The sequence below is a fragment of the Streptomyces angustmyceticus genome, assembly GCF_040701845.1.
GTDB classification, from domain to species: Bacteria; Actinomycetota; Actinomycetes; order Streptomycetales; family Streptomycetaceae; genus Streptomyces; species Streptomyces angustmyceticus_A.
On record NZ_JBFBHQ010000012.1, the window covers coordinates 100,377 to 118,182 of the forward strand.

The following is a 17,806-nucleotide window of genomic DNA, read 5'->3' on the forward strand; positions in this document are numbered from 1 at the left end:
GCGTCATGGATCCTGTCCACCTCAAGGGCCTCTGCTTTGATCACTCCGTGATACGTCGTGTGGCCCGAGCCCTGGGCACCTATGTCTCCCGCAGCCCGGTCACGGCCGGCTATGCCGGACTGCTGTTGTCGACCCATCTGTGGTGCACCGCGGTGCTGTCCACCGCGGAGGCACGGCGTGTGGTGCTCGGCGTCAGTACGAATCTGGACAACCTGCAGGACCGTCCGGTCCGTGTACTGGCGGGCAGCCTGCTGTTCTTCGACGGCACGCTGACCGAGATCACCTCAGAGGCCTTCGCCGGCACGCTGATCACGCTCGGTCTCGGCGTCATGGTGTGCCTGGCGTGGCTGGAGCGACGGTACGGAGCGGGGCGTGCCTACGCTCTCTTCGTCCTGGGGCATCTCGCCGCCACGCTGCTGACCGTGCCGTTGATCCACGTGGCCCTCGCCCACGGCTGGTACCCGGACAACGTCCGGCACGCCGCCGACTTCGGCATCAGCTACGGGGCCGAGACGGTGCTTGCGACGGGCGCGCTCCTGCTGCGCCGGGCGCGGTGGCCCGCGGCGGCCGGCGTCGTCGCCTGGCCGGTGCTCGGCGGCGACTGGAGCGGGGAGCTGCCCGACTTCACCACCGTCGGACATCTGCTGGCGGCCGCCATCGGCTTCGTCTGCGGAGCCTGCCTGCTGCGGGCCGCCCGGCGCGCCGCCCCGGCCCCGGTGCCGCAACCGGGCCCGGCACTGGTCGAGTAGCCCTGCGCGTGCCCCGCGCGTGGGTACCCCACAGGCGCCAAGGGGGCCGTCACTCGGCGCCGGGCGACGTGTTCCGTGACGCGGCCGCAGCGCCCGACGGCGACACCGCCAGGGGCGCCGGCGGCAGGCCCATGGCGTCGGCTGCCCGGGTGCGGCGGTGCAGCAGTCGTACGGCCACCGCGTAGAGCGGCAGCCCGAGGGCGAGGCCGGCCCCGGCGCCGAAGAGCACGGTCGGGAGGTAGTCGAGCCAGGCCGCCGTGGGACCGTAGACGGCGCGCGCCCGCAGGACACGGTGCACGGCACCGGCCGCCACGCACAGCACGAGCGGGGCGGTCAGCAGCAGCCGCGCCCGTACGGTCAGCACCGGTACCGCGACCGGCACGGCCGCCCCGGCAGCCATGGGACCGCCGGTGCCGCCGCGCCCCCGTAGGGCCTGCCACGCAAACGCGCCCATCGCCGCCAGAGCGAGCGCCGAGGTGCCGTACTGCACATAGGTGCAGACCGGCAGGCCGCCCACCACCCGGCCGAGGCCGGGAACCAGCCGGGTGCCCCAGCGGCCCGGGTGGGTGAACGCGTCCCAGACCACATGGGTCGCCGCCCCGAGGACCGCCGAGACCAGGAACCAGCCCACCAGCAAGGCGAGTTCGCGAAGTCCCCGGGCCCGCCGTGGCCGGCCGCGGACGACGGTGTGGACCGGGCCTTGCCACGCCCGGGGCAGCAGCGCGGTCAACGGCTCGCGCACCAGCAGCCATCCGCCCACGAGCGCCACGGTGACCAGCACATCCACCGTCAGCACACCGGTCAGCGAGTGGGTGACCTCGCCGAAGGCCATACCGCCCGGAACCAGGCTGTCCGCGTAGTACGTCATATCGGGTGCGAACGACCCCGCCACGAGCGCCGAGGCGAGCAACGGACCACGTGCCGCGCCGGTCCGCCGGATGGCCGGGAGCACGGCCGCGGCATGACTGAGCGTAAAGGGCATGGCACCTCTCCTGGATCGATTCAGATCATTATGTGTCCGATGTTGGTGGTAGATGCCTGGCCCGAGTTGTCGTAGTGTCACCTGAGTTGGAGCGCTGGGGAGCGCAACACCGCGTCAGGAGCGCGGTGGGGCAACGCGGAGGGGACCACGTATGGCAGCCACATTCCGACGGCGGCTCCACAGGGGAGCGGCCTCGACGGCCGTGGCCCTGGCGCTCGCCGCGCTGACGGCCTCTCAGGCACCGGCCCTCACCGAGACCGCGGCCGACCGGAAGCAGCAACCCGCCCCGCCCGCCGACACCCCCATCGACGGCGGTTCGGCGTACTTCACCGACCGGCCGCCCCTCAACAGGCCCGCGCCGCACCACAAGAAGCACGATCGCGGCCAGAGCGCCGCCGTCGCCACCGGGCCCGCCGAGGCCGGCCTGCCCGCCAGCGTCCTGGCCGCGTACAAGAAGGCCGCATCGGTGGTCCACGCCACCGACCCGGGCTGCCGGCTGCCCTGGCAACTGCTCGCCGGCATCGGCAAGGTCGAGTCCGGGCAGGCGCGCGGCGGCGCCGTCGACGCCGAGGGCACCACCCTCCAGCCGATCATCGGCCCGCAGCTCAACGGCCACGGCTTCGCCCTGATCACGGACACCGACGGGGGCCGCTACGACGGCGACCTCACCCACGACCGTGCCGTGGGCCCGATGCAGTTCATCCCCTCCACCTGGTCCAACGGCGGCCCCGACGGCGCCGGTTGGGGCGCCGACGGCAACGGCGACGGCAAGAAGGACCCGCACAACGTCTTCGACGCCGCGCTCGCCGCGGGCCACTACCTCTGCGCCGGCGGCCGCGACCTGTCCGCCCAGGACGACCTGGACCGGGCGATACTCGGCTACAACGACTCCGAGGACTACCTGCGCACGGTGCTGTCCTGGTACGCGTTCTACCGCAAGGGCACCCACGAGGTGCCGGACGGCCGGGGCGTCCTGCCGGTGCACCGCGGGGGCGCGGGCCGGACCGGCGGCAACCACGGCGGCGGTACGCACCACAAGCACGGCTCCGGCGCTCCGGACCGCCACCCGGGCACGACCGGGAAGCCGAACCACCCCGGCAGGCCCGGCGGTTCCCACGGCACCGGCTCCACCCCGGGCGGCACGAAGACGCCCGCCCCGAAGCCCACCCCGACGCCGCCCGCCCCGAAGCCGCCGACCGAGCCCGCCCGGCTCACCGTCCTCGAACGGGTCGGCGACCAGGACCTGAGCGCCACCGCCGGCGGCGAGTTCGCCACGTCGCCGCAGGTGCGCGCCAAGGACGCCGCGGGCAAGGCCGTCGCCGGCGCCCCCGTCCGCTTCACCCTGCCCGCGTCCACCGGCGCCCGCTTCCCCGGTGGCGCCACCACCGTCACCGTCCCCACGGACAAGGACGGCCTCGCCACCGCCCCCACCCTGCGTGCGGGCGACAAGGCCGGCGCCTTCACCGTCCGGGCCACCGCCGTGGGCCGCACCGCCCCCGCCGTCGCCTTCGGCGCCACCGTCAAGGCCAAGCCGGCCCCGAAGGCCGACAAGATCGCCCGTACCTCGGACAAGGAGCTGACGGCGACCGCCGGACAGCCCTTCGCCGAGGACGCGGTCGAGGTCGAGGCCACCTACCAGGGCAAGGCCGCGGCGGGCGTGGCGATCACCGCGACCATGATCACCGCAGGACCGAGGCCCGAGGAGAACGACAAGGGCCCCTACTTCAAGGACCCCGAGGCCACCGGCGACGACAAGGACGACCCGGTGCGCACCCTCACCGGGCTCACCACGGACGCCAACGGCCTCCTGAAGCTCCCGAAGATCTACACCGACAAGCACGCCGGCACGTTCCTGCTGCGGCTGACCACCGCCGACGGCGCCGTCCTCACCGTCAAACTGAAGGTCGCCCCGGCCGGGTCCTGACCGCACCGCGGTCCGTCACCCCGGCCGGGCCCTGCCCACCCCCGCTCCACCGCCGGTCCCGTACCGCGCCACCCGGTCCGCCGCCACGGCCGGCCGGTCAGCCGGGCCGGCCACCGCGCCGGCCCGTCACCGCCGTTCCGCCCTCCGTCCGGGGCGGGACGGCGGTGCCACGTGTTCTCATCTCGGCCGCCCGTTGCTACGGTGCCCCCGCCCTGACGCTGCATCAGCTCTCGGGAGGCCGATCATGCGCGCCCTGACAGCAGCCGCGGCCGGACTGGCCGCCGCGCTCGCCCTCGTCCTCACCCTCACGGCGACCGGCGCACCCGGCGGCACGACCTCCCCCAAGCCGCTGCTCACCACCGTCCCCAAGCACCCCTGACGGAGGGACGCCACCGCCATGCGCCGCACCGAGCCCCCGGGGGAGTCCGCCCCCGCACCCCCGGCCGACTCCCGCACCGCCCGCCCCGGCCGGCGCCGAGAAGCACGAGGCATGCGCCGCACGGCGAGCCTGGTACTGCTCGCCCTCGCCGTCTTCTTCACCGCCCTGTCACCACTGATGCGGTGGTACGCCTTCCCCCGGCTCGCCAAGATCCCGCCCGGCCAGTACCAGGACATGGTCCTGGAGGCCGAGCCCGCCACCCTCCTCGACTACGGGACGATGAAGGCCGAGCGCGTCCCCAAGGTCACCATCGTGCAGACCCTCAAGGGCGATGTCGCCGCCTCCGAGCGCATCGAGCAGTCCGCGGGCCGCGACGTCGTCGTCTGGGACGCGCTGTCCTACGTCGTCGGCCCCGACGGCAAGATGGTCTCCGAGATCCCCGAGCGCTACCTCTTCGACGCACACTCCCAGGAACCCGTGCACGCCACCGGCGAGATGGTCGACGGCGACCCGGTCCGCCGCGAGGGCATCGAGTTCAAGTGGCCGTTCCTCACCGAGAAGCGCGACTACGCCTACTTCGACGCCCAGACCCGCACCTCGGCGCCCATCCACTACAAGGGGACCCGCACCTTCCACGGCCTGGAGGTCTACTACTTCGAGCAGACCGTCCCCTGGACCAGGGTCGCCCTCCCCAAGAAGATGCCGGTCAAGGGCATCACCCCCCGGTCCGTCGAGAAGATGGGCACCACCCGCTGGTACACCACCAAGCGGATGTTCTGGGTGGAGCCCGTCACCGGCGCACCGGTCAACGGCGAGGAGATCCACCAGGAGGAGCTGCGCGGCGGCGATCTGCTGCCCGGCGGCGGCAAGGTCACCGCGTTCGCCGGCCATGTGAAGATGCGCGCCGACTACATCGACTCCACCGTGGCCCTGGTGACCTCGCAACGCACCCTCGTCCTGCTGCTCACCAGCTACCTCCCCTGGGGATTCCTGGCCCTCGGCGCCGTGCTGCTCGCCCTGAGCCTGCACCTCGAAGCCCGCGGCCGCCGCCCCCGCACCCCGGCCGCCCCGCCACCCGTCCCCGCGCCGCCGTCGAGCGGCGACGGCGTTGTCGGTGCCGGCCCGTAACGTGGACACATGACATCGGCGAGCCGCCTCCGCGCCCCTCCGGCCCCGCGCTCAGCCCCGCTTGAGCCGCGCCGAGGTGTGCCGGGTCGGCTCGGCCGCCGAAGGGTCCTCCGGCCACGGATGCTTGGGGTAGCGCCCGCGCAACTCCGCGCGCACGGACCGGTATCCGTCCCGCCAGAACGACGCGAGATCCGCCGTGACGGCAGCCGGACGCCCCGCGGGGGACAGCAGATGCACCAGCACGGGCACCCGCCCGCCGGCCACCCGCGGCGACTCCTGCAGGCCGAACAACTCCTGGAGCTTCACGGCCAGTACGGGCTGCTCGCCGTCGTAGTCCACCCGCACCCGCGAACCGCTCGGCACCTCGATGCGCTCCGGCGCCAGCTCATCGAAGCGCGCCGCGTCACCGGTCGCCCACGGCAGCAGCCGGGACAGCGCCTGCCCCGCATCGACCCGCGCCAGATCGGCCCGCCGCCGCGCCCGGCCGAGCTCCACCCCCAGCCACTCCTCGACCCGCTCCAGCAGCGCCGCGTCCGACACATCGGGCCACGGCGCGCCCAACTCCCGGTGCAGGAACCCCATCCGCTGCCGCAGCGAGATCGCCGTCGGCGCCCACCGCAGCAGACCGAACCCCTCCTTCCGCAGCCCCGACACCACCGCGTCCCGCACCAGCCCGGGGTCCGGCGCGGACAGCGGCCGCGACGCCAGCTCGATCGCCCCCAGCCGCGTCACGCTCCTGGCCACGACGTCCCCGTCCGACCAGCGCACCTCCTCGCCCGAGGCGTACAACGCCCGCGCCGCGGCACACGCCGTCTCCTCGTCGATCACCGCCGCGAGCCGCACCCGCGCGGACACCGCCGCCACCGGCCGGTCCGCCACCGCGACCGCCAGCCACCCCGCATCCCGCAGCCCCGACCCGGCGCCCCCGCCCGGAGCCCCCGGGCCGCGCCCCCATCCGGCCCGCCCCGCGGAGCCCGCACCCGCCCCCGCCAGCTCGGCCCCCGTCCCCGACGCCATCAGATAACTCCCGGCCCCCCGGGCACGCGCCACCCGCTCGGGGAACGCCAACGCGGCGATGAGCCCGGCGACGGCATCGTCGCTGCCCGCCGTCGCGGGGCCGCCGGCGGCGCCGTCATGACTGCTGCCGGTGCCTTCGCGGCCACTGCCGGCCCGTTCGCGATCCCTGCGGGTCACCACATCCGTCGGGGCGGCGGACGTACCCGCCCGGCCCTGTGCCTCCGCCCGGCGGTCCGTGCCTCCGCCGGTGTCCCGGTCCTGCCGGGCGCCGGGGCGTCCGCGCGGGCCGGTCCGGTCCCGGCCGGTCCCGTCGTGGTTGCCGCCGCTCCTGCTCGTGCCGCCCCGGCCGTTCCCGCCCGCGCCGGAGCCATCGGCGCCGGCACCCGAGCGGGAGCGGACGCCCGCGTCCGGCCCGGCTGCCTGGGCGTGCGAGCCTGCCTCGGCCCTCGTGCGGGTATCCGAGCCTGCCGGGGCCGCCTGAGCGTCCGAGCCTGCCAGGGCCCCCGCGTCGGCGTCCGAGTCCGTCCCGCCCCTCGCGCCCGCCTCCGTCCGCGCTCCCGCCGCCCCGGCCCGCCGCTCACCCGCCGCCGACGCCAAGCGCCGCGCCTCCTGCCGCCACCTCGCCGCGTACGCGTCGCCGCCCCGCCGCGCGGTGCGCCACGCACCCGCCAGATCGTCCCCGTACGCCCGCGGCGGCTCCTCGCTCAACAGGGCCACCACCTCGGCGGCGCGCCGCACACCCACCTCCGGCGCGCCGTCCAGCAGGGCCCGCGCCAGCCGGGGGTGCAGCCCCAGCCTCGCCATGCGGACGCCCCGCTCCGTCGCCCGGCCGGCCTCGTCCACCGCACCGATCGCCGTCAGCACCTCCCGCGCCGCCGCCAGCGCACCGGCCGGCGGCGCATCGAGCAGGGCCAGCCCGGAGGCCGCCGGATCGCCCCAGCAGGCCGACTGCAGGGCGAACGCCGTCAGATCGGCGACCTTGATCTCCGGATCGGGGAACGCGGGCAGCCGCCCGTCCTCGCCCTCCGACCAGCAGCGGTACACCGCACCCGGCGCCTCGCGCCCCGCCCGCCCGGCGCGCTGACGGCCCGCCGCCCGGGAGGCACGCACGGTCGTGAGCGCGCTGAGCCCGCGCGCATGATCCGTCCGCGGCACCCGCGCCAGCCCGCTGTCCACCACCACCCGCACGCCCGGCACCGTCAGGCTGGACTCGGCCACCGACGTCGCCAGCACCACCCGGCGCCGGTCGCCCCCGCCCGCCAGCACCGCGTCCTGCACCTCGGCCGGAGCCCGCCCGTGCACCTGCAGCACCTCGGCGTCCACCCCCGCCAGCTCCCCGGCAACCCGCCCGATCTCCCCGACACCGGGCAGGAAGCACAGCACGTCGCCCGCCTGCTCGTGCAGTGCCCGCCGCACCACGGCCGCCACATGCGCCAGCAGTGCCGGATCGACCCGCATCCCGTGCGCCGGCTTCACGGGCCGCTCCGGCGGCGCCCACACGACCGCCACCGGATGCGACACACCCGCCGCCTCGACCACCGGCGCCGCGCCGGCCGGGCCGCCCAGCAGCCCGGCCCACCCCTCGGCATCCGTCGTCGCCGACGCCGCCACCAGCCGCAGCTCGGGCCGCAGCGTCTCCCGTACGTCCAAGAGGAACGCCGCGGAGGTATCGGCGTCGAGGTGCCGCTCATGGCACTCGTCGAGCACCACCACATCGACGCCCGCCAGCTCCGGATCCCGCTGCAGCCGCTGCAGCAGCACCCCGGTCGTCACCACCTCCACAGTGGTACGCGGCCCGGCCCGCCGCTCCCCGCGCACCGTGAACCCGACCCGGTCGCCGACCTTCTCGCCCAGCAGCCAGGCCATCCGCCGCGCGGCCGCACGGGCCGCGATCCGCCGCGGCTCGGCGACCAGCACCCGCCGCCCCGGCCCCTCACCGGCCAGCCCCGCCAGCTCCAGCGGCACCAGCGTCGTCTTGCCCGTGCCCGGCGGGGCGCACAACACCGCGGCACCGCGCCCGTCGAGGGCGGACCGCAGCGCGGGCAGCGCCGTACGCACGGGCAACTGATCAAGAACATCACGACGGATCACGCCCCCAGTCTGCCGCCCCGACGGTCCCCACCGTCCGGCTGCCCCGGGGCGAGGCACCACCGGGCCGAGGGCCTTGCCGGATCCGCCACCGCGGGCCGGTCAGCTCGGGCGTCCACCCCCTGGGCGCCCGCCCCCGGTCCGCCATCGCCGGGGTAGGGCGGCCCGGGCTGCTATCGCCGAGCGGGGCGGCTCAAACCGGTCCGCCGGTCCGCCGGTCCGCCGGTCCGCCGGTCTGAGGTCGTCCGGGTCGGCCTGCGGCGGTCGGGGCACGGAGCCTCGGGGCGGATACGGGCTGACGGGCCGATACGGGTGACGGGCCGATGCGACGCCTACGAGTCCGATCCGAGCCGTGGGCCCAACCGGACCGCACACGGGCCCCGCACCGGGCCACACGGGTCCCAGGGGCCACACCGGAGGCGACGAGCGGGGCCGGAGCCCACCGCTCCGAGCAGGGCCGGCGGATCCATCCGGAGCATCCGGCTGCCGCTCGGCCCCGGACTCGGCCCTTTGTCGCTTTGTCGCTGGAACCCTGCTCCGCTTCCGCTGCGCCCGCGGCCAGGACCCCAATGGCCCAACCCTCCGCAACGGGATTCCGGCGTCCGCAGCGGGCCCTAACCCTCCGCCGCGCACACGAAGATCGCCGTCCCCGGGATCAGATGCCCCCGCAGCGGGGACCAGCCGCCCCACTCCTGGGTGTTCCATTCCGGCCATTCCGGCTCGACGAGATCCTCCAGCCGGAACCCGGCGGCCACCACGTCGCGCACCCGGTCGCCCAGCGTCCGGTGATGCTCGACGTACACGGCCCGGCCGGACTCGTCCTGCTCGACGTACGGCGTGCGGTCGAAGTAGGAGGCCCCCACCGACAACCCCTCGGGTCCCGGCTCGTCGGGGAAGGCCCAGCGGATCGGATGGGAGACGGAGAAGACGAACCGGCCGCCCGGCCGCAGCACCCGCCGCACCTCGCGCAGCACCCGCACCGGATCGGCGACGAACGGCAGCGCCCCGTACGCGGAACAGGCGAGGTCGAAGCCGGCGTCGCGGAACGGCAGTGCCCCGGCGTCCGCCTCGACCAGCTGGGTGGCGTCGTCCGGCGACCCGTCGGCGATCCGCAGTGCGTGCTGCAGCTGCCGGTGGGAGAGGTCGAGCGCCACCGGGAGCGCGCCCTGCGCCGCCAGCCAGCGGGAACACTGCGCCGCACCGGCTCCGATCTCCAGGATCCGGCGCCCCTTCAGGTCGGCGGCCGGCCCGAGCAGCGCCGCGTCCGCCTCGTCCAGCCCCTCGGGGCCCCAGACGAACCGGTCGTCCCCGAGGAAGGCGCCGTGCTCGCCCTGGTACTCGTCCGCGTTGCTGTCCCACCAGCCCCGGCTGGCGCGGCTGCTTTCGGTGTCGGAGGCGTCACGGCGAGTCGCCTCCGGCTCGTGCTCTTGGTTCATCGCGCCCGTCGTCGTAGTGTTCGCTCTGCTTGTAGCTGCAGGGACTGTGAGGCCGTTCGACCTCGCGGAACATCGCGTGTGCCGGTTATGGGGCGTTCTGCCCCGGGTGTGCGCGTTCGCGCATTGACCGGGTCCGGCTGCCCCCGTATGCTACAAGTTGCGCTGCGGGCTTGCGCGCCTCAGACGGAGCAGGCCGCGCTCGCATCTGTATGTATGTCCCCTCGGTTTTGAGGCGTTGCAGGTCGCTCAGAATGCTTCGGCATTCGCGGGCTACCAGTGGATACGTCTTTGACACTGTCCGGCTTATGCAGAGGCGATACGGGCTCTCGGCGTAGCAGTACCTACGACTTCAATGTCCGTACCGGAGCCCTTTCCCACATGACGAGCAGCACCGAGACCACCGCCACCACCCCGCAGGTTGCGGTCAACGACATCGGTAACGAGGAAGCTTTCCTCGCCGCGATCGACGAGACGATCAAGTACTTCAACGACGGCGACATCGTCGACGGCGTCATCGTGAAGGTCGACCGGGACGAGGTCCTGCTCGACATCGGTTACAAGACCGAAGGTGTGATCCCGAGCCGCGAGCTCTCGATCAAGCACGACGTCGACCCCAACGAGGTCGTCGCCGTCGGTGACGAGATCGAGGCCCTCGTCCTCCAGAAGGAGGACAAGGAAGGCCGCCTGATCCTCTCGAAGAAGCGTGCCCAGTACGAGCGCGCCTGGGGCACCATCGAGAAGATCAAGGAAGAGGACGGGATCGTCACCGGTACCGTCATCGAGGTCGTCAAGGGTGGTCTCATCCTCGACATCGGCCTCCGTGGCTTCCTCCCGGCCTCCCTGGTCGAGATGCGCCGCGTCCGCGACCTTCAGCCCTACGTGGGCAAGGAGCTCGAGGCCAAGATCATCGAGCTGGACAAGAACCGCAACAACGTGGTCCTGTCCCGCCGTGCCTGGCTGGAGCAGACCCAGAGCGAGGTCCGCCAGACCTTCCTCACCACCCTCCAGAAGGGTCAGGTGCGCTCCGGCGTCGTCTCCTCCATCGTCAACTTCGGTGCCTTCGTGGACCTGGGCGGCGTCGACGGTCTCGTCCACGTCTCCGAGCTGTCCTGGAAGCACATCGACCACCCGTCCGAGGTCGTCGAGGTCGGCCAGGAGGTCACGGTCGAGGTCCTGGACGTCGACATGGACCGCGAGCGCGTGTCCCTGTCGCTCAAGGCGACCCAGGAAGACCCGTGGCAGCAGTTCGCCCGGACCCACCAGATCGGTCAGGTCGTCCCGGGTAAGGTCACCAAGCTCGTTCCCTTCGGTGCGTTCGTGCGCGTCGACGAGGGCATCGAGGGCCTGGTCCACATCTCCGAGCTGGCCGAGCGCCACGTCGAGATCCCGGAGCAGGTCGTCCAGGTCAACGACGAGATCTTCGTCAAGGTCATCGACATCGACCTCGAGCGTCGCCGGATCTCGCTGTCGCTGAAGCAGGCCAACGAGTCCTTCGGCGCCGACCCGTCGGCCGTCGAGTTCGACCCGACCCTGTACGGCATGGCCGCGTCCTACGACGACCAGGGCAACTACATCTACCCCGAGGGCTTCGACCCCGAGACCAACGACTGGCTCGAGGGCTACGAGACCCAGCGCGAGGCCTGGGAGAACCAGTACGCCGAGGCGCAGCAGCGCTTCGAGCAGCACCAGGCTCAGGTCATCAAGTCCCGCGAGGCCGACGAGCAGGCTGCGGCCGAGGGTGCTGCGGCACCGGCGGCGCAGGGTGGCGGCCAGACCGGCGGCGGCAACGCCGGCGGCGGCGGCTCCTACTCCTCGGAGTCGGCGGACAACTCCGGCGCCCTGGCGTCGGACGAGGCCCTCGCCGCCCTCCGCGAGAAGCTGGCCGGCGGCCAGAGCTGAGCTTGCGCCAACAGCAGCGGCCCGCTGCTAGGCACTAGCCGATAGTCGAAGGCCCGTCCCCTCCGGGGGGCGGGCCTTCGGCGTGTTCGGGGGAGGGGGCGGTGGCGGCACGGCCTTGCGGGGTGGGGCGGGGGGCGTTCGTTGGACAGGTTGGGCCTGGGTGCCTGGGTGCCTGGATGCCTGGGTGCCTGGGGATCGGGGAAGACCGGGGATCGGGGGAAGAGGGGTGCTGCCCCGGGCCGCGTGCCGCACCGTGCGGGGCTGTCTCGCGCCTGCTGACCCCTCGTAGGGGCACCCTGCACGGCGTATTTGTGAGCTGTTCCCTCTGCGCGCCCCCTCGCTCGTGCATCCTGCGCGCATTCCTCGCGGACGTAGGGCGAAGTGGAGCCGATGACCTGGGCGGGGGAGGTGACGCGCCGGCACGGGGTGGAGGGGAGTGGTGAACTCGTCGCCTGCGCAGGCGAGTCGCGTCCCTGAACCGGCGTGAGGCCGGCCGGAGGGCGTGTTGAGGTGTCGGGGCGCCGGGGCAAGGGGTGAGGGGGACGGGGGCGTCCGCGTCGTCGGGAATGCTCGCGTGGGATCGTGCGTTGCCGCTGATGAGAACGAGGAGGAGCGGTCACTGTGTTGGATCCCCAGGGTTTGTACGAATGGGAGCCGAGCGGGCTCGCGGAGGTCGAGGCGATTGCCTCCAGGGACTCCGCCGGACTGGTGCTGCTGTACCACTTCGACGGGTACATCGATGCCGGCGAGACCGGCGACCAGATCGTGGAGAGGTTGCTGGACGGTCTGCCGAACCAGGTCGTCGCCCGCTTCGACCACGACCGACTCGTCGACTACCGCGCCCGCCGCCCGCTTCTCACGTTCGAGCGCAGCCGCTGGACCGCGTACGAGACCCCGAGCATCGAGCTGCGGCTCGTACGGGACACCACCGACGCGCCGTTCCTGCTGCTGTCCGGGCCCGAGCCCGACGTCGAGTGGGAGCGCTTCGCGGGCGCCGTGAAGGAGATCGTGGAGCGCCTCGGCGTACGCCTCTCGGTGAACTTCCACGGCATCCCCATGGGCGTCCCGCACACCCGTCCCGTGGGCATCACCCCGCACGGCAACCGCACCGACCTGATGCCCGGTCACGGCGGCTTCTTCGACGAGGCGCAGGTGCCCGGCAGCGCGGAAGCACTGATCGAGTTCCGGCTGGCGGAGGCGGGCCACGACGTTCTGGGCGTGGCGGCGCACGTGCCGCACTACATCGCCCGGTCCGCGTACCCCGACGCCGCGCTGACGGCGCTGGAAGCCGTAACGGCCGCGACGGGGCTGGTGCTTCCCGGCGCCGCGCATTCGCTGCGTACGGAGGCACTGCGGACGCAGGAGGAGATCGAGCGGCAGATCTCGGAGGGGGACGAGGAACTGGTCGCGCTGGTCAGCGGGCTGGAGCATCAGTACGACGCGGTGGCCGGGGCGGAGAGCCGGGGCAACCTGGTGGCCGAGCCGGCGGAACTGCCGTCGGCCGACGAGATCGGCAGGGAGTTCGAGCGCTTCCTGGCGGAGCGCGAGGGGGAAGGCGGCGCGGGCGGGATCTGAGCGCGGCGGTCGGATTCGGCGCGGGCGGGGTCTGAGCTCGGTCGGATTCGGCGCGGGCTGGGGGCTGATCGTGGCCAGAGTCTCGGCGGGGGTGGAGGCTGAGTGGGGCTGTAGTTCCTGCGTGGGCGCAGGCTGAGCGAGTCTGGTGTCTCGGCGCGGCTGGCGTTCCGGCGGGGCTGGATTTGAGTGAGGGCTGACGTCTGGTCGAGGGCGGATCTGAGCGAGGCCGGATCTGGGCGAAGTCGGGTTCGGGCGAGGTCGGATTCGGATGCGATGGGGGTCTGCTCGAAGCCGGGCACTCCTGGCCGCCTGCCGCGCGGGCGCAGCGTATAGCGTGGGCCCATGGTGAAGGTGGGGCTGACCGGCGGAATCGGCGCGGGCAAGAGTGAGGTTTCGCGATTGCTGGCGTCGTACGGCGCGGTGATCGTGGACGCGGACAAGATCGCACGTGAGGTCGTCGAGCCCGGTACGCCCGGATTGGCGGCTGTGGTCGAGGAGTTCGGAGGCGACGTCCTCGCGCCGGACGGCACCTTGGACCGGCCGAAGCTGGGCCGGATCGTGTTCGCCGACCCCGAGAAGTTGAAGGCGCTGAACGCGATCGTGCACCCCCTGGTGGGGGCACGGTCGGCCGAACTCGAAGCATCGGCCGGGCCGGACGCGGTGGTGGTGCACGATGTCCCGCTGCTGACGGAGAACGGCCTTGCCCCGCTCTACGACCTTGTCGTCGTGGTCGACGCCGCGCCGCGGACCCAACTGGACCGCTTGGTACGGCTGCGCGGCATGGCGCAGGACGAGGCGACCTCCCGGATGGGAGCCCAGGCGACCCGTGAACAGCGGCTGGCCGTCGCGGACCTCGTCATCGACAACGACGGACCGCTGGAGGCGCTGGAACCCCAGGTCCGCGCCGTATGGGAGCGGCTGCGGAGCGCCTGAGGGCGGAAGGTACCCTCGCCGCCATGACTGCTCCTTCCGGCTTTGACGCCCAGACCTCCGCCACCGAGTCCGCCACCACCACGGAGCCCGGATCCGACCACGGCCCCGGCTCGGTTTCCGAGTCCGCGTCCACCACGGCGCCCGTTGCCGGCGACGCGGCGCCCGCATCGTTCGTGGTCAATATCCCCGGCATTGCGGACAGCGATCTGGAGCCGGAACCGCTGGAGGCTTCTCAGATCGTCGCCGGCGAGCCGGTGGTGACGGGCAAGGTGCTGTGGGAGTCCCCCGATGGGCAGCAGATCCGCGGAATCTGGCAGATCACGCCGGGTGTGGTCACGGACACCGAGGCCAATGAGCTGTTCGTGGTCGTCAGCGGGCGCGCCACCATCGAGGTCGAGGGCGGCCCGGTGCTGGAGGTGGGCCCCGGCGACGCCTGCGTCCTGCGCGAAGGCGACCGCACACAGTGGACCGTCCACGAGACGTTGCGCAAGGCGTACCACATCAGCCTGTAGGGACGCGGGCCCGCTCCCGGGGGAGCGGGCCCGACCGGGTGGGCGGGCGGACGGGAGTCCGTAGGGAGCCGGCCGGCGGTGAGGGGATGGCGCCTAGGTGGTCGGGTCATGACTCGCCCCCAGCCCGCGTGTCCCCGCCGCCTTGCCTCCCCCCCCCGCTGCTTTGCCTCCCCTCCACGCTGCTTTGCCTCCTCCCGGCGGCCTTGTCCTCCGCCGCCTTGCCTGCCCTTCGTGAACTTTGTGCACCGCCCGGATGGCCTCTGGCTCAGCGGGGCGTGTGCTTGCCCCGAGGGCGGGAGAGTCGGTTGAGGCCATGTCGGTCGGGGAATGCCGCGACCGAGGGGATTGTTTTGCCGCAGGTAGCGCCGTACGGTCCGTGGCTGATGCGTGCCCCGACGGCGATGGAGAGGAGCAGTCGTGCCCGAGAGCAGCCCCGAGACGCATGTCATCGACTTCCGCGCCGCGGAGCAGCTGTTGGCGGCCCGTGACCCACGCGGCGCGATCCGGCTGCTGGACTCGGTCATCAGTGCGCACCCCGAGAACACCGCGGCCCGACTGCTGCGGGCGCGTGCCTTCTTCCTCTCCGCTCAACTGCGGCCCGCGGAACTCGAGTTTCAGATCGTGCTGGAACGTGAGCCGGACAATGCCTTCGCGCACTTCGCCCTCGGCCGCACTCTCGAACGCGCCGACCGTGCGGAGGAGGCGATGCGCCACTTCCGACTGGCAGCGGCGCTCGAACCGCGCCCGGAGTTCATCGAAGCCGCCCGTTTCGCACCCGGCACGGGCAACGGCCACCAGGACCGCGATCGTCCGGACGGCGAGCGGGAGTAGCCGCGCCGCGCCTTCTGCGTCACCTGCGCCTTCCGCAGCGCCCGTACCTTCGGCTTCGGCGACGCCCGTGCGTCGCCGGTGCCCTCGGCCTCGGCCTCCGCCTCGGCCTCGGGTGCGGTCTCAGCGGCACCCGTAGCCTCTGCTTCGACGACACCCTGCGCGTCGCCCAGGTCCTGCACACCGGCCGCGCTCTCTGTGCTCTCCGCTGTGCCTGTGCCTTCCGAGTCGATCGCGGAGAGGTGTCACCCTCTCGTGGCCACGGTGGCGCCTCGATCTGTTGCCTGTCGCGATGCGCAGGACCTTCGTGCCGCTGCCGCAGGGCTTACGGTCTGGTGTTCCGTCTCCGGCCGGGGCCGCTGCGTATGCCGAACGTCTCGTTGTGGCCCCGGTCGGGGGCGTAGGGCGGTATGTCTTTTCCCGGCTGGTAGTGCGGTCCCTGGCGGATGTGGCGGATCACCATGGCCAGGTCGGTGAGGGCCACCATGGCCAGTGCGGCACATGCCGCCGCCCATTCCGGCCGCCCGGCATTGATGAAGGCCACGGCTCCGGCGATCGCCCACAGCAACCCCCACAGCGCCAGTCCGCAGCGGATTTTCAGCGGGCTGCGTGCCTGAAGGGGCTCATTTCCCGTACGCATCGGCACCCATCTCCCACCTCCAGGATCCTCCCGTTCGGTGCGCCGGTCACCTGTCCTCGGCACTTCTTTCCCTAGCTTTTCCTGATGCCTGCTGGTCTGTGTGTCGGCTCTTCCGGGGGTGTCCTTTCGGTGGGGTCGATGGGGCGGGGGTCGGAGAGCGGTGGGTCGCCGGAGGGGTGGCTGTTGATCCAGGACAGCCCACCGATGTCGAGGAGGGAGCGGGCACGGGTCACGGCGACATAGGCCAGGCGCGCTTCGTCGAGGTCGATCGGGCCGGGCATCGGGGTCCCGTCCTCGCCGGGCTCGTCGAGGTCGTCGGGGCCCGTGAAATCGTCCGCGATGCGCACGCTTGCCCACTCCCTGCCCTTGGCCCGGTGCGCCGTGGACACCGTCACTTCGGCGGAGTCCTCGTGCGAGAGCCGATCCAGGGCGTGCAGCAGTGCCTCCGTGCCGTGCTCGTCGACGAGCTCCACCAGGGGCAACAGGTCTCGTCCGGCCGGATCGAATTCCGCGTACTCGCGCAGCTCGGCCCAGGTCTCGAAGAGCATCAGTTCCGGGTGCACGGTGCGGCGGCCGGCTTCGAGGTCGTATGCGGCGCGTGCCAGGGCGCCGAGAGCCTCGCCGCCACCCGCGAGGGCGACCCGGTGCCCCATCTCCAGCTGCCGTATCACCTCCACCATCGCTCCCACATTCGTCCGGCACAGGATCGCCTCCGGCGTGCGGACCGTGCGTAACTCCGTGGCCAGGCAGGGTGATCCGGTGAGCCGGATCGGGGCGTCGACGATGGTGAGCCAGCGATTGGCCTCGGCCGCGAGCGCCGGTCCGAAGCGGAACGAGCGGGAGAGGCTGAGCTGTTTGCCGTCGAAACCGCTCATGACGTCGCGCGCACCGCGCCAGCCGTAGATGGCCTGGGCCGAGTCTCCGACCAGCACCAGTTGGGCATGGTCGCGCTGCGCGGTGAAGACCTGCTCGACCACGGGATTGGTGTCCTGCGCCTCGTCCAGCAGCAGGAAGTCCGCCCGGATGACGGGGGCACGCAGCGCCCACATTTTGAGGTAGTGGTCGTGCTCGAAGCGGACGACGCCGCGGTCCGGATGGTGCAGGTCGGCCCAGGCTTTGCGGGCGTAGGGCAGGACGAGGTCGGCGAGGTCCGCGTGCAGCGGCGCGGATTCGGCTCCACGCAGGGGCGGGACGTGATGCGGCGCGATCTCTTCGTCCGCCGACTGGCAGAAACGGGTGACGGTGCGCAGGACCGTGTGCGAGAGGGCCTTGTGGGTCATCTTGCGTGCGCCGATGCGCACGGTCATGGCCTCGTCGATGCCCAGGGCGGCGCCCGTGCGCCATCCTGCCTGCCGAGGGGCGTTCATTCGTGCCTGGTAGCGCCTGCCCACGGCGGTGTAGGCGAGGGCGTGGGCGGTCCCGCAGGACACTTCGGCGGGGAACGACCGCGCGGCATGGCGCGCGACGGCTCTGTTGAAGGCGATGTACCGGCCTGTCCGGCCCTGCCGGCGTGCGGTGCGGGCGAGCATCGCGAGAGTCGTCGTCTTGCCGGTCCCTGCGCCGGCCTGGATCACCAGATGCGAGCCGGTCGGAAAGGCCTCCGCTGCGGCGGACTGTTCGGGCGTGGGGGTGTGCATGACGTGCTCCTCACCGATTCCAGTCGATTACTGAGAGTGATGATGTCACTTACCGTAGCGGATTCGAGCGGAGGAAAGA

General features: G+C 72.8%; 14 protein-coding genes. 9 read left to right on the top strand and 5 right to left on the bottom strand.

Annotated features, from left to right (window positions below):
• Positions 1-47: 47 nt before the first annotated feature.
• Positions 48-749, top strand: a complete 702-nt coding sequence (locus tag AB0411_RS24035; protein ID WP_366419348.1) for a rhomboid-like protein — start codon at positions 48-50, stop codon at positions 747-749.
• A 49-nt stretch (positions 750-798) separates the two neighbouring features.
• Here AB0411_RS24035 and AB0411_RS24040 read toward each other — a convergent pair whose 3' ends face one another.
• Positions 799-1,731, bottom strand: a complete 933-nt coding sequence (locus tag AB0411_RS24040; protein WP_366419349.1) for a DUF4184 family protein — start codon at positions 1,729-1,731, stop codon at positions 799-801.
• Positions 1,732-1,882: 151 nt separating this feature from the next.
• On the opposite strand from AB0411_RS24040, the gene AB0411_RS24045 reads away from it, so the two are divergent.
• The 3 genes from AB0411_RS24045 to AB0411_RS24055 all read left to right on the top strand — a co-directional run bounded on the left by AB0411_RS24045 (position 1,883) and on the right by AB0411_RS24055 (position 5,162).
• Positions 1,883-3,655 carry a lytic transglycosylase gene (locus AB0411_RS24045; RefSeq protein ID WP_366419350.1) on the top strand — a complete coding sequence of 591 codons (1,773 nt, stop codon included), beginning with the start codon at positions 1,883-1,885 and terminating at the stop codon, positions 3,653-3,655.
• 244 nt (positions 3,656-3,899) lie between these two features.
• Positions 3,900-4,034, top strand: coding sequence for an SPW_0924 family protein (locus AB0411_RS24050; protein WP_311623378.1), 135 nt, complete (start codon positions 3,900-3,902; stop codon positions 4,032-4,034).
• Between the two features lie 111 nt (positions 4,035-4,145).
• Positions 4,146-5,162, top strand: a complete 1,017-nt coding sequence (locus AB0411_RS24055) for a DUF3068 domain-containing protein (RefSeq protein ID WP_366419351.1) — start codon at positions 4,146-4,148, stop codon at positions 5,160-5,162.
• A gap of 51 nt (positions 5,163-5,213) precedes the next feature.
• Here AB0411_RS24055 and AB0411_RS24060 read toward each other — a convergent pair whose 3' ends face one another.
• Positions 5,214-8,270: an ATP-dependent helicase C-terminal domain-containing protein gene (locus AB0411_RS24060; RefSeq protein WP_366419352.1), complete on the bottom strand. Its 3,057-nt coding sequence runs from the start codon at positions 8,268-8,270 to the stop codon at positions 5,214-5,216.
• 611 nt (positions 8,271-8,881) lie between these two features.
• Complete coding sequence (locus AB0411_RS24065) at positions 8,882-9,703, bottom strand: class I SAM-dependent methyltransferase (protein ID WP_366419353.1); 822 nt, start codon at positions 9,701-9,703, stop codon at positions 8,882-8,884.
• Positions 9,704-10,081: 378 nt separating this feature from the next.
• On the opposite strand from AB0411_RS24065, the gene rpsA reads away from it, so the two are divergent.
• The 5 genes from rpsA to AB0411_RS24090 all read left to right on the top strand — a co-directional run bounded on the left by rpsA (position 10,082) and on the right by AB0411_RS24090 (position 15,453).
• Positions 10,082-11,602 carry a 30S ribosomal protein S1 gene (rpsA, locus tag AB0411_RS24070; RefSeq protein WP_129296945.1) on the top strand — a complete coding sequence of 507 codons (1,521 nt, stop codon included), beginning with the start codon at positions 10,082-10,084 and terminating at the stop codon, positions 11,600-11,602.
• Between the two features lie 621 nt (positions 11,603-12,223).
• Positions 12,224-13,177 (top strand): PAC2 family protein, encoded by a 954-nt coding sequence (locus AB0411_RS24075; RefSeq protein WP_366419354.1) that lies wholly within the window; start codon positions 12,224-12,226, stop codon positions 13,175-13,177.
• Between the two features lie 342 nt (positions 13,178-13,519).
• Positions 13,520-14,110 carry a dephospho-CoA kinase gene (gene coaE / locus AB0411_RS24080; RefSeq protein WP_366419355.1) on the top strand — a complete coding sequence of 197 codons (591 nt, stop codon included), beginning with the start codon at positions 13,520-13,522 and terminating at the stop codon, positions 14,108-14,110.
• A 173-nt stretch (positions 14,111-14,283) separates the two neighbouring features.
• The gene (locus AB0411_RS24085) at positions 14,284-14,622 is read left to right on the top strand and encodes a cupin domain-containing protein (RefSeq protein ID WP_366419397.1); all 339 of its coding nucleotides are present in this window, start codon (positions 14,284-14,286) and stop codon (positions 14,620-14,622) included.
• 417 nt (positions 14,623-15,039) lie between these two features.
• Positions 15,040-15,453 carry a tetratricopeptide repeat protein gene (locus tag AB0411_RS24090; RefSeq protein WP_366419356.1) on the top strand — a complete coding sequence of 138 codons (414 nt, stop codon included), beginning with the start codon at positions 15,040-15,042 and terminating at the stop codon, positions 15,451-15,453.
• Between the two features lie 322 nt (positions 15,454-15,775).
• On the opposite strand, the gene AB0411_RS24095 is transcribed toward AB0411_RS24090, so the two are convergent.
• Together AB0411_RS24095 and AB0411_RS24100 are read right to left on the bottom strand one after the other, a co-directional pair.
• The gene (locus AB0411_RS24095) at positions 15,776-16,090 is read right to left on the bottom strand and encodes a DUF6343 family protein (protein ID WP_366419357.1); all 315 of its coding nucleotides are present in this window, start codon (positions 16,088-16,090) and stop codon (positions 15,776-15,778) included.
• Positions 16,091-16,161: 71 nt separating this feature from the next.
• Positions 16,162-17,727 carry a UvrD-helicase domain-containing protein gene (locus AB0411_RS24100; protein ID WP_366419358.1) on the bottom strand — a complete coding sequence of 522 codons (1,566 nt, stop codon included), beginning with the start codon at positions 17,725-17,727 and terminating at the stop codon, positions 16,162-16,164.
• Between the last annotated feature and the right edge of the window lie 79 nt (positions 17,728-17,806).

Excerpts from the sequence above, each read along its gene's own strand:
- rpsA (WP_129296945.1), top strand. The coding sequence starts at position 10,082 with ATGACGAGCAGCACCGAGACCACCGCCACCACCCCGCAGGTTGCGGTC.
- AB0411_RS24040 (WP_366419349.1), bottom strand. The coding sequence starts at position 1,731 with ATGCCCTTTACGCTCAGTCATGCCGCGGCCGTGCTCCCGGCCATCCGG.
- AB0411_RS24100 (WP_366419358.1), bottom strand. The coding sequence starts at position 17,727 with ATGCACACCCCCACGCCCGAACAGTCCGCCGCAGCGGAGGCCTTTCCG.
- AB0411_RS24065 (WP_366419353.1), bottom strand. The coding sequence starts at position 9,703 with ATGAACCAAGAGCACGAGCCGGAGGCGACTCGCCGTGACGCCTCCGAC.
- AB0411_RS24050 (WP_311623378.1), top strand. The coding sequence starts at position 3,900 with ATGCGCGCCCTGACAGCAGCCGCGGCCGGACTGGCCGCCGCGCTCGCC.
- AB0411_RS24045 (WP_366419350.1), top strand. The coding sequence starts at position 1,883 with ATGGCAGCCACATTCCGACGGCGGCTCCACAGGGGAGCGGCCTCGACG.
- AB0411_RS24095 (WP_366419357.1), bottom strand. The coding sequence starts at position 16,090 with ATGCGTACGGGAAATGAGCCCCTTCAGGCACGCAGCCCGCTGAAAATC.
- AB0411_RS24055 (WP_366419351.1), top strand. The coding sequence starts at position 4,146 with ATGCGCCGCACGGCGAGCCTGGTACTGCTCGCCCTCGCCGTCTTCTTC.
- coaE (WP_366419355.1), top strand. The coding sequence starts at position 13,520 with ATGGTGAAGGTGGGGCTGACCGGCGGAATCGGCGCGGGCAAGAGTGAG.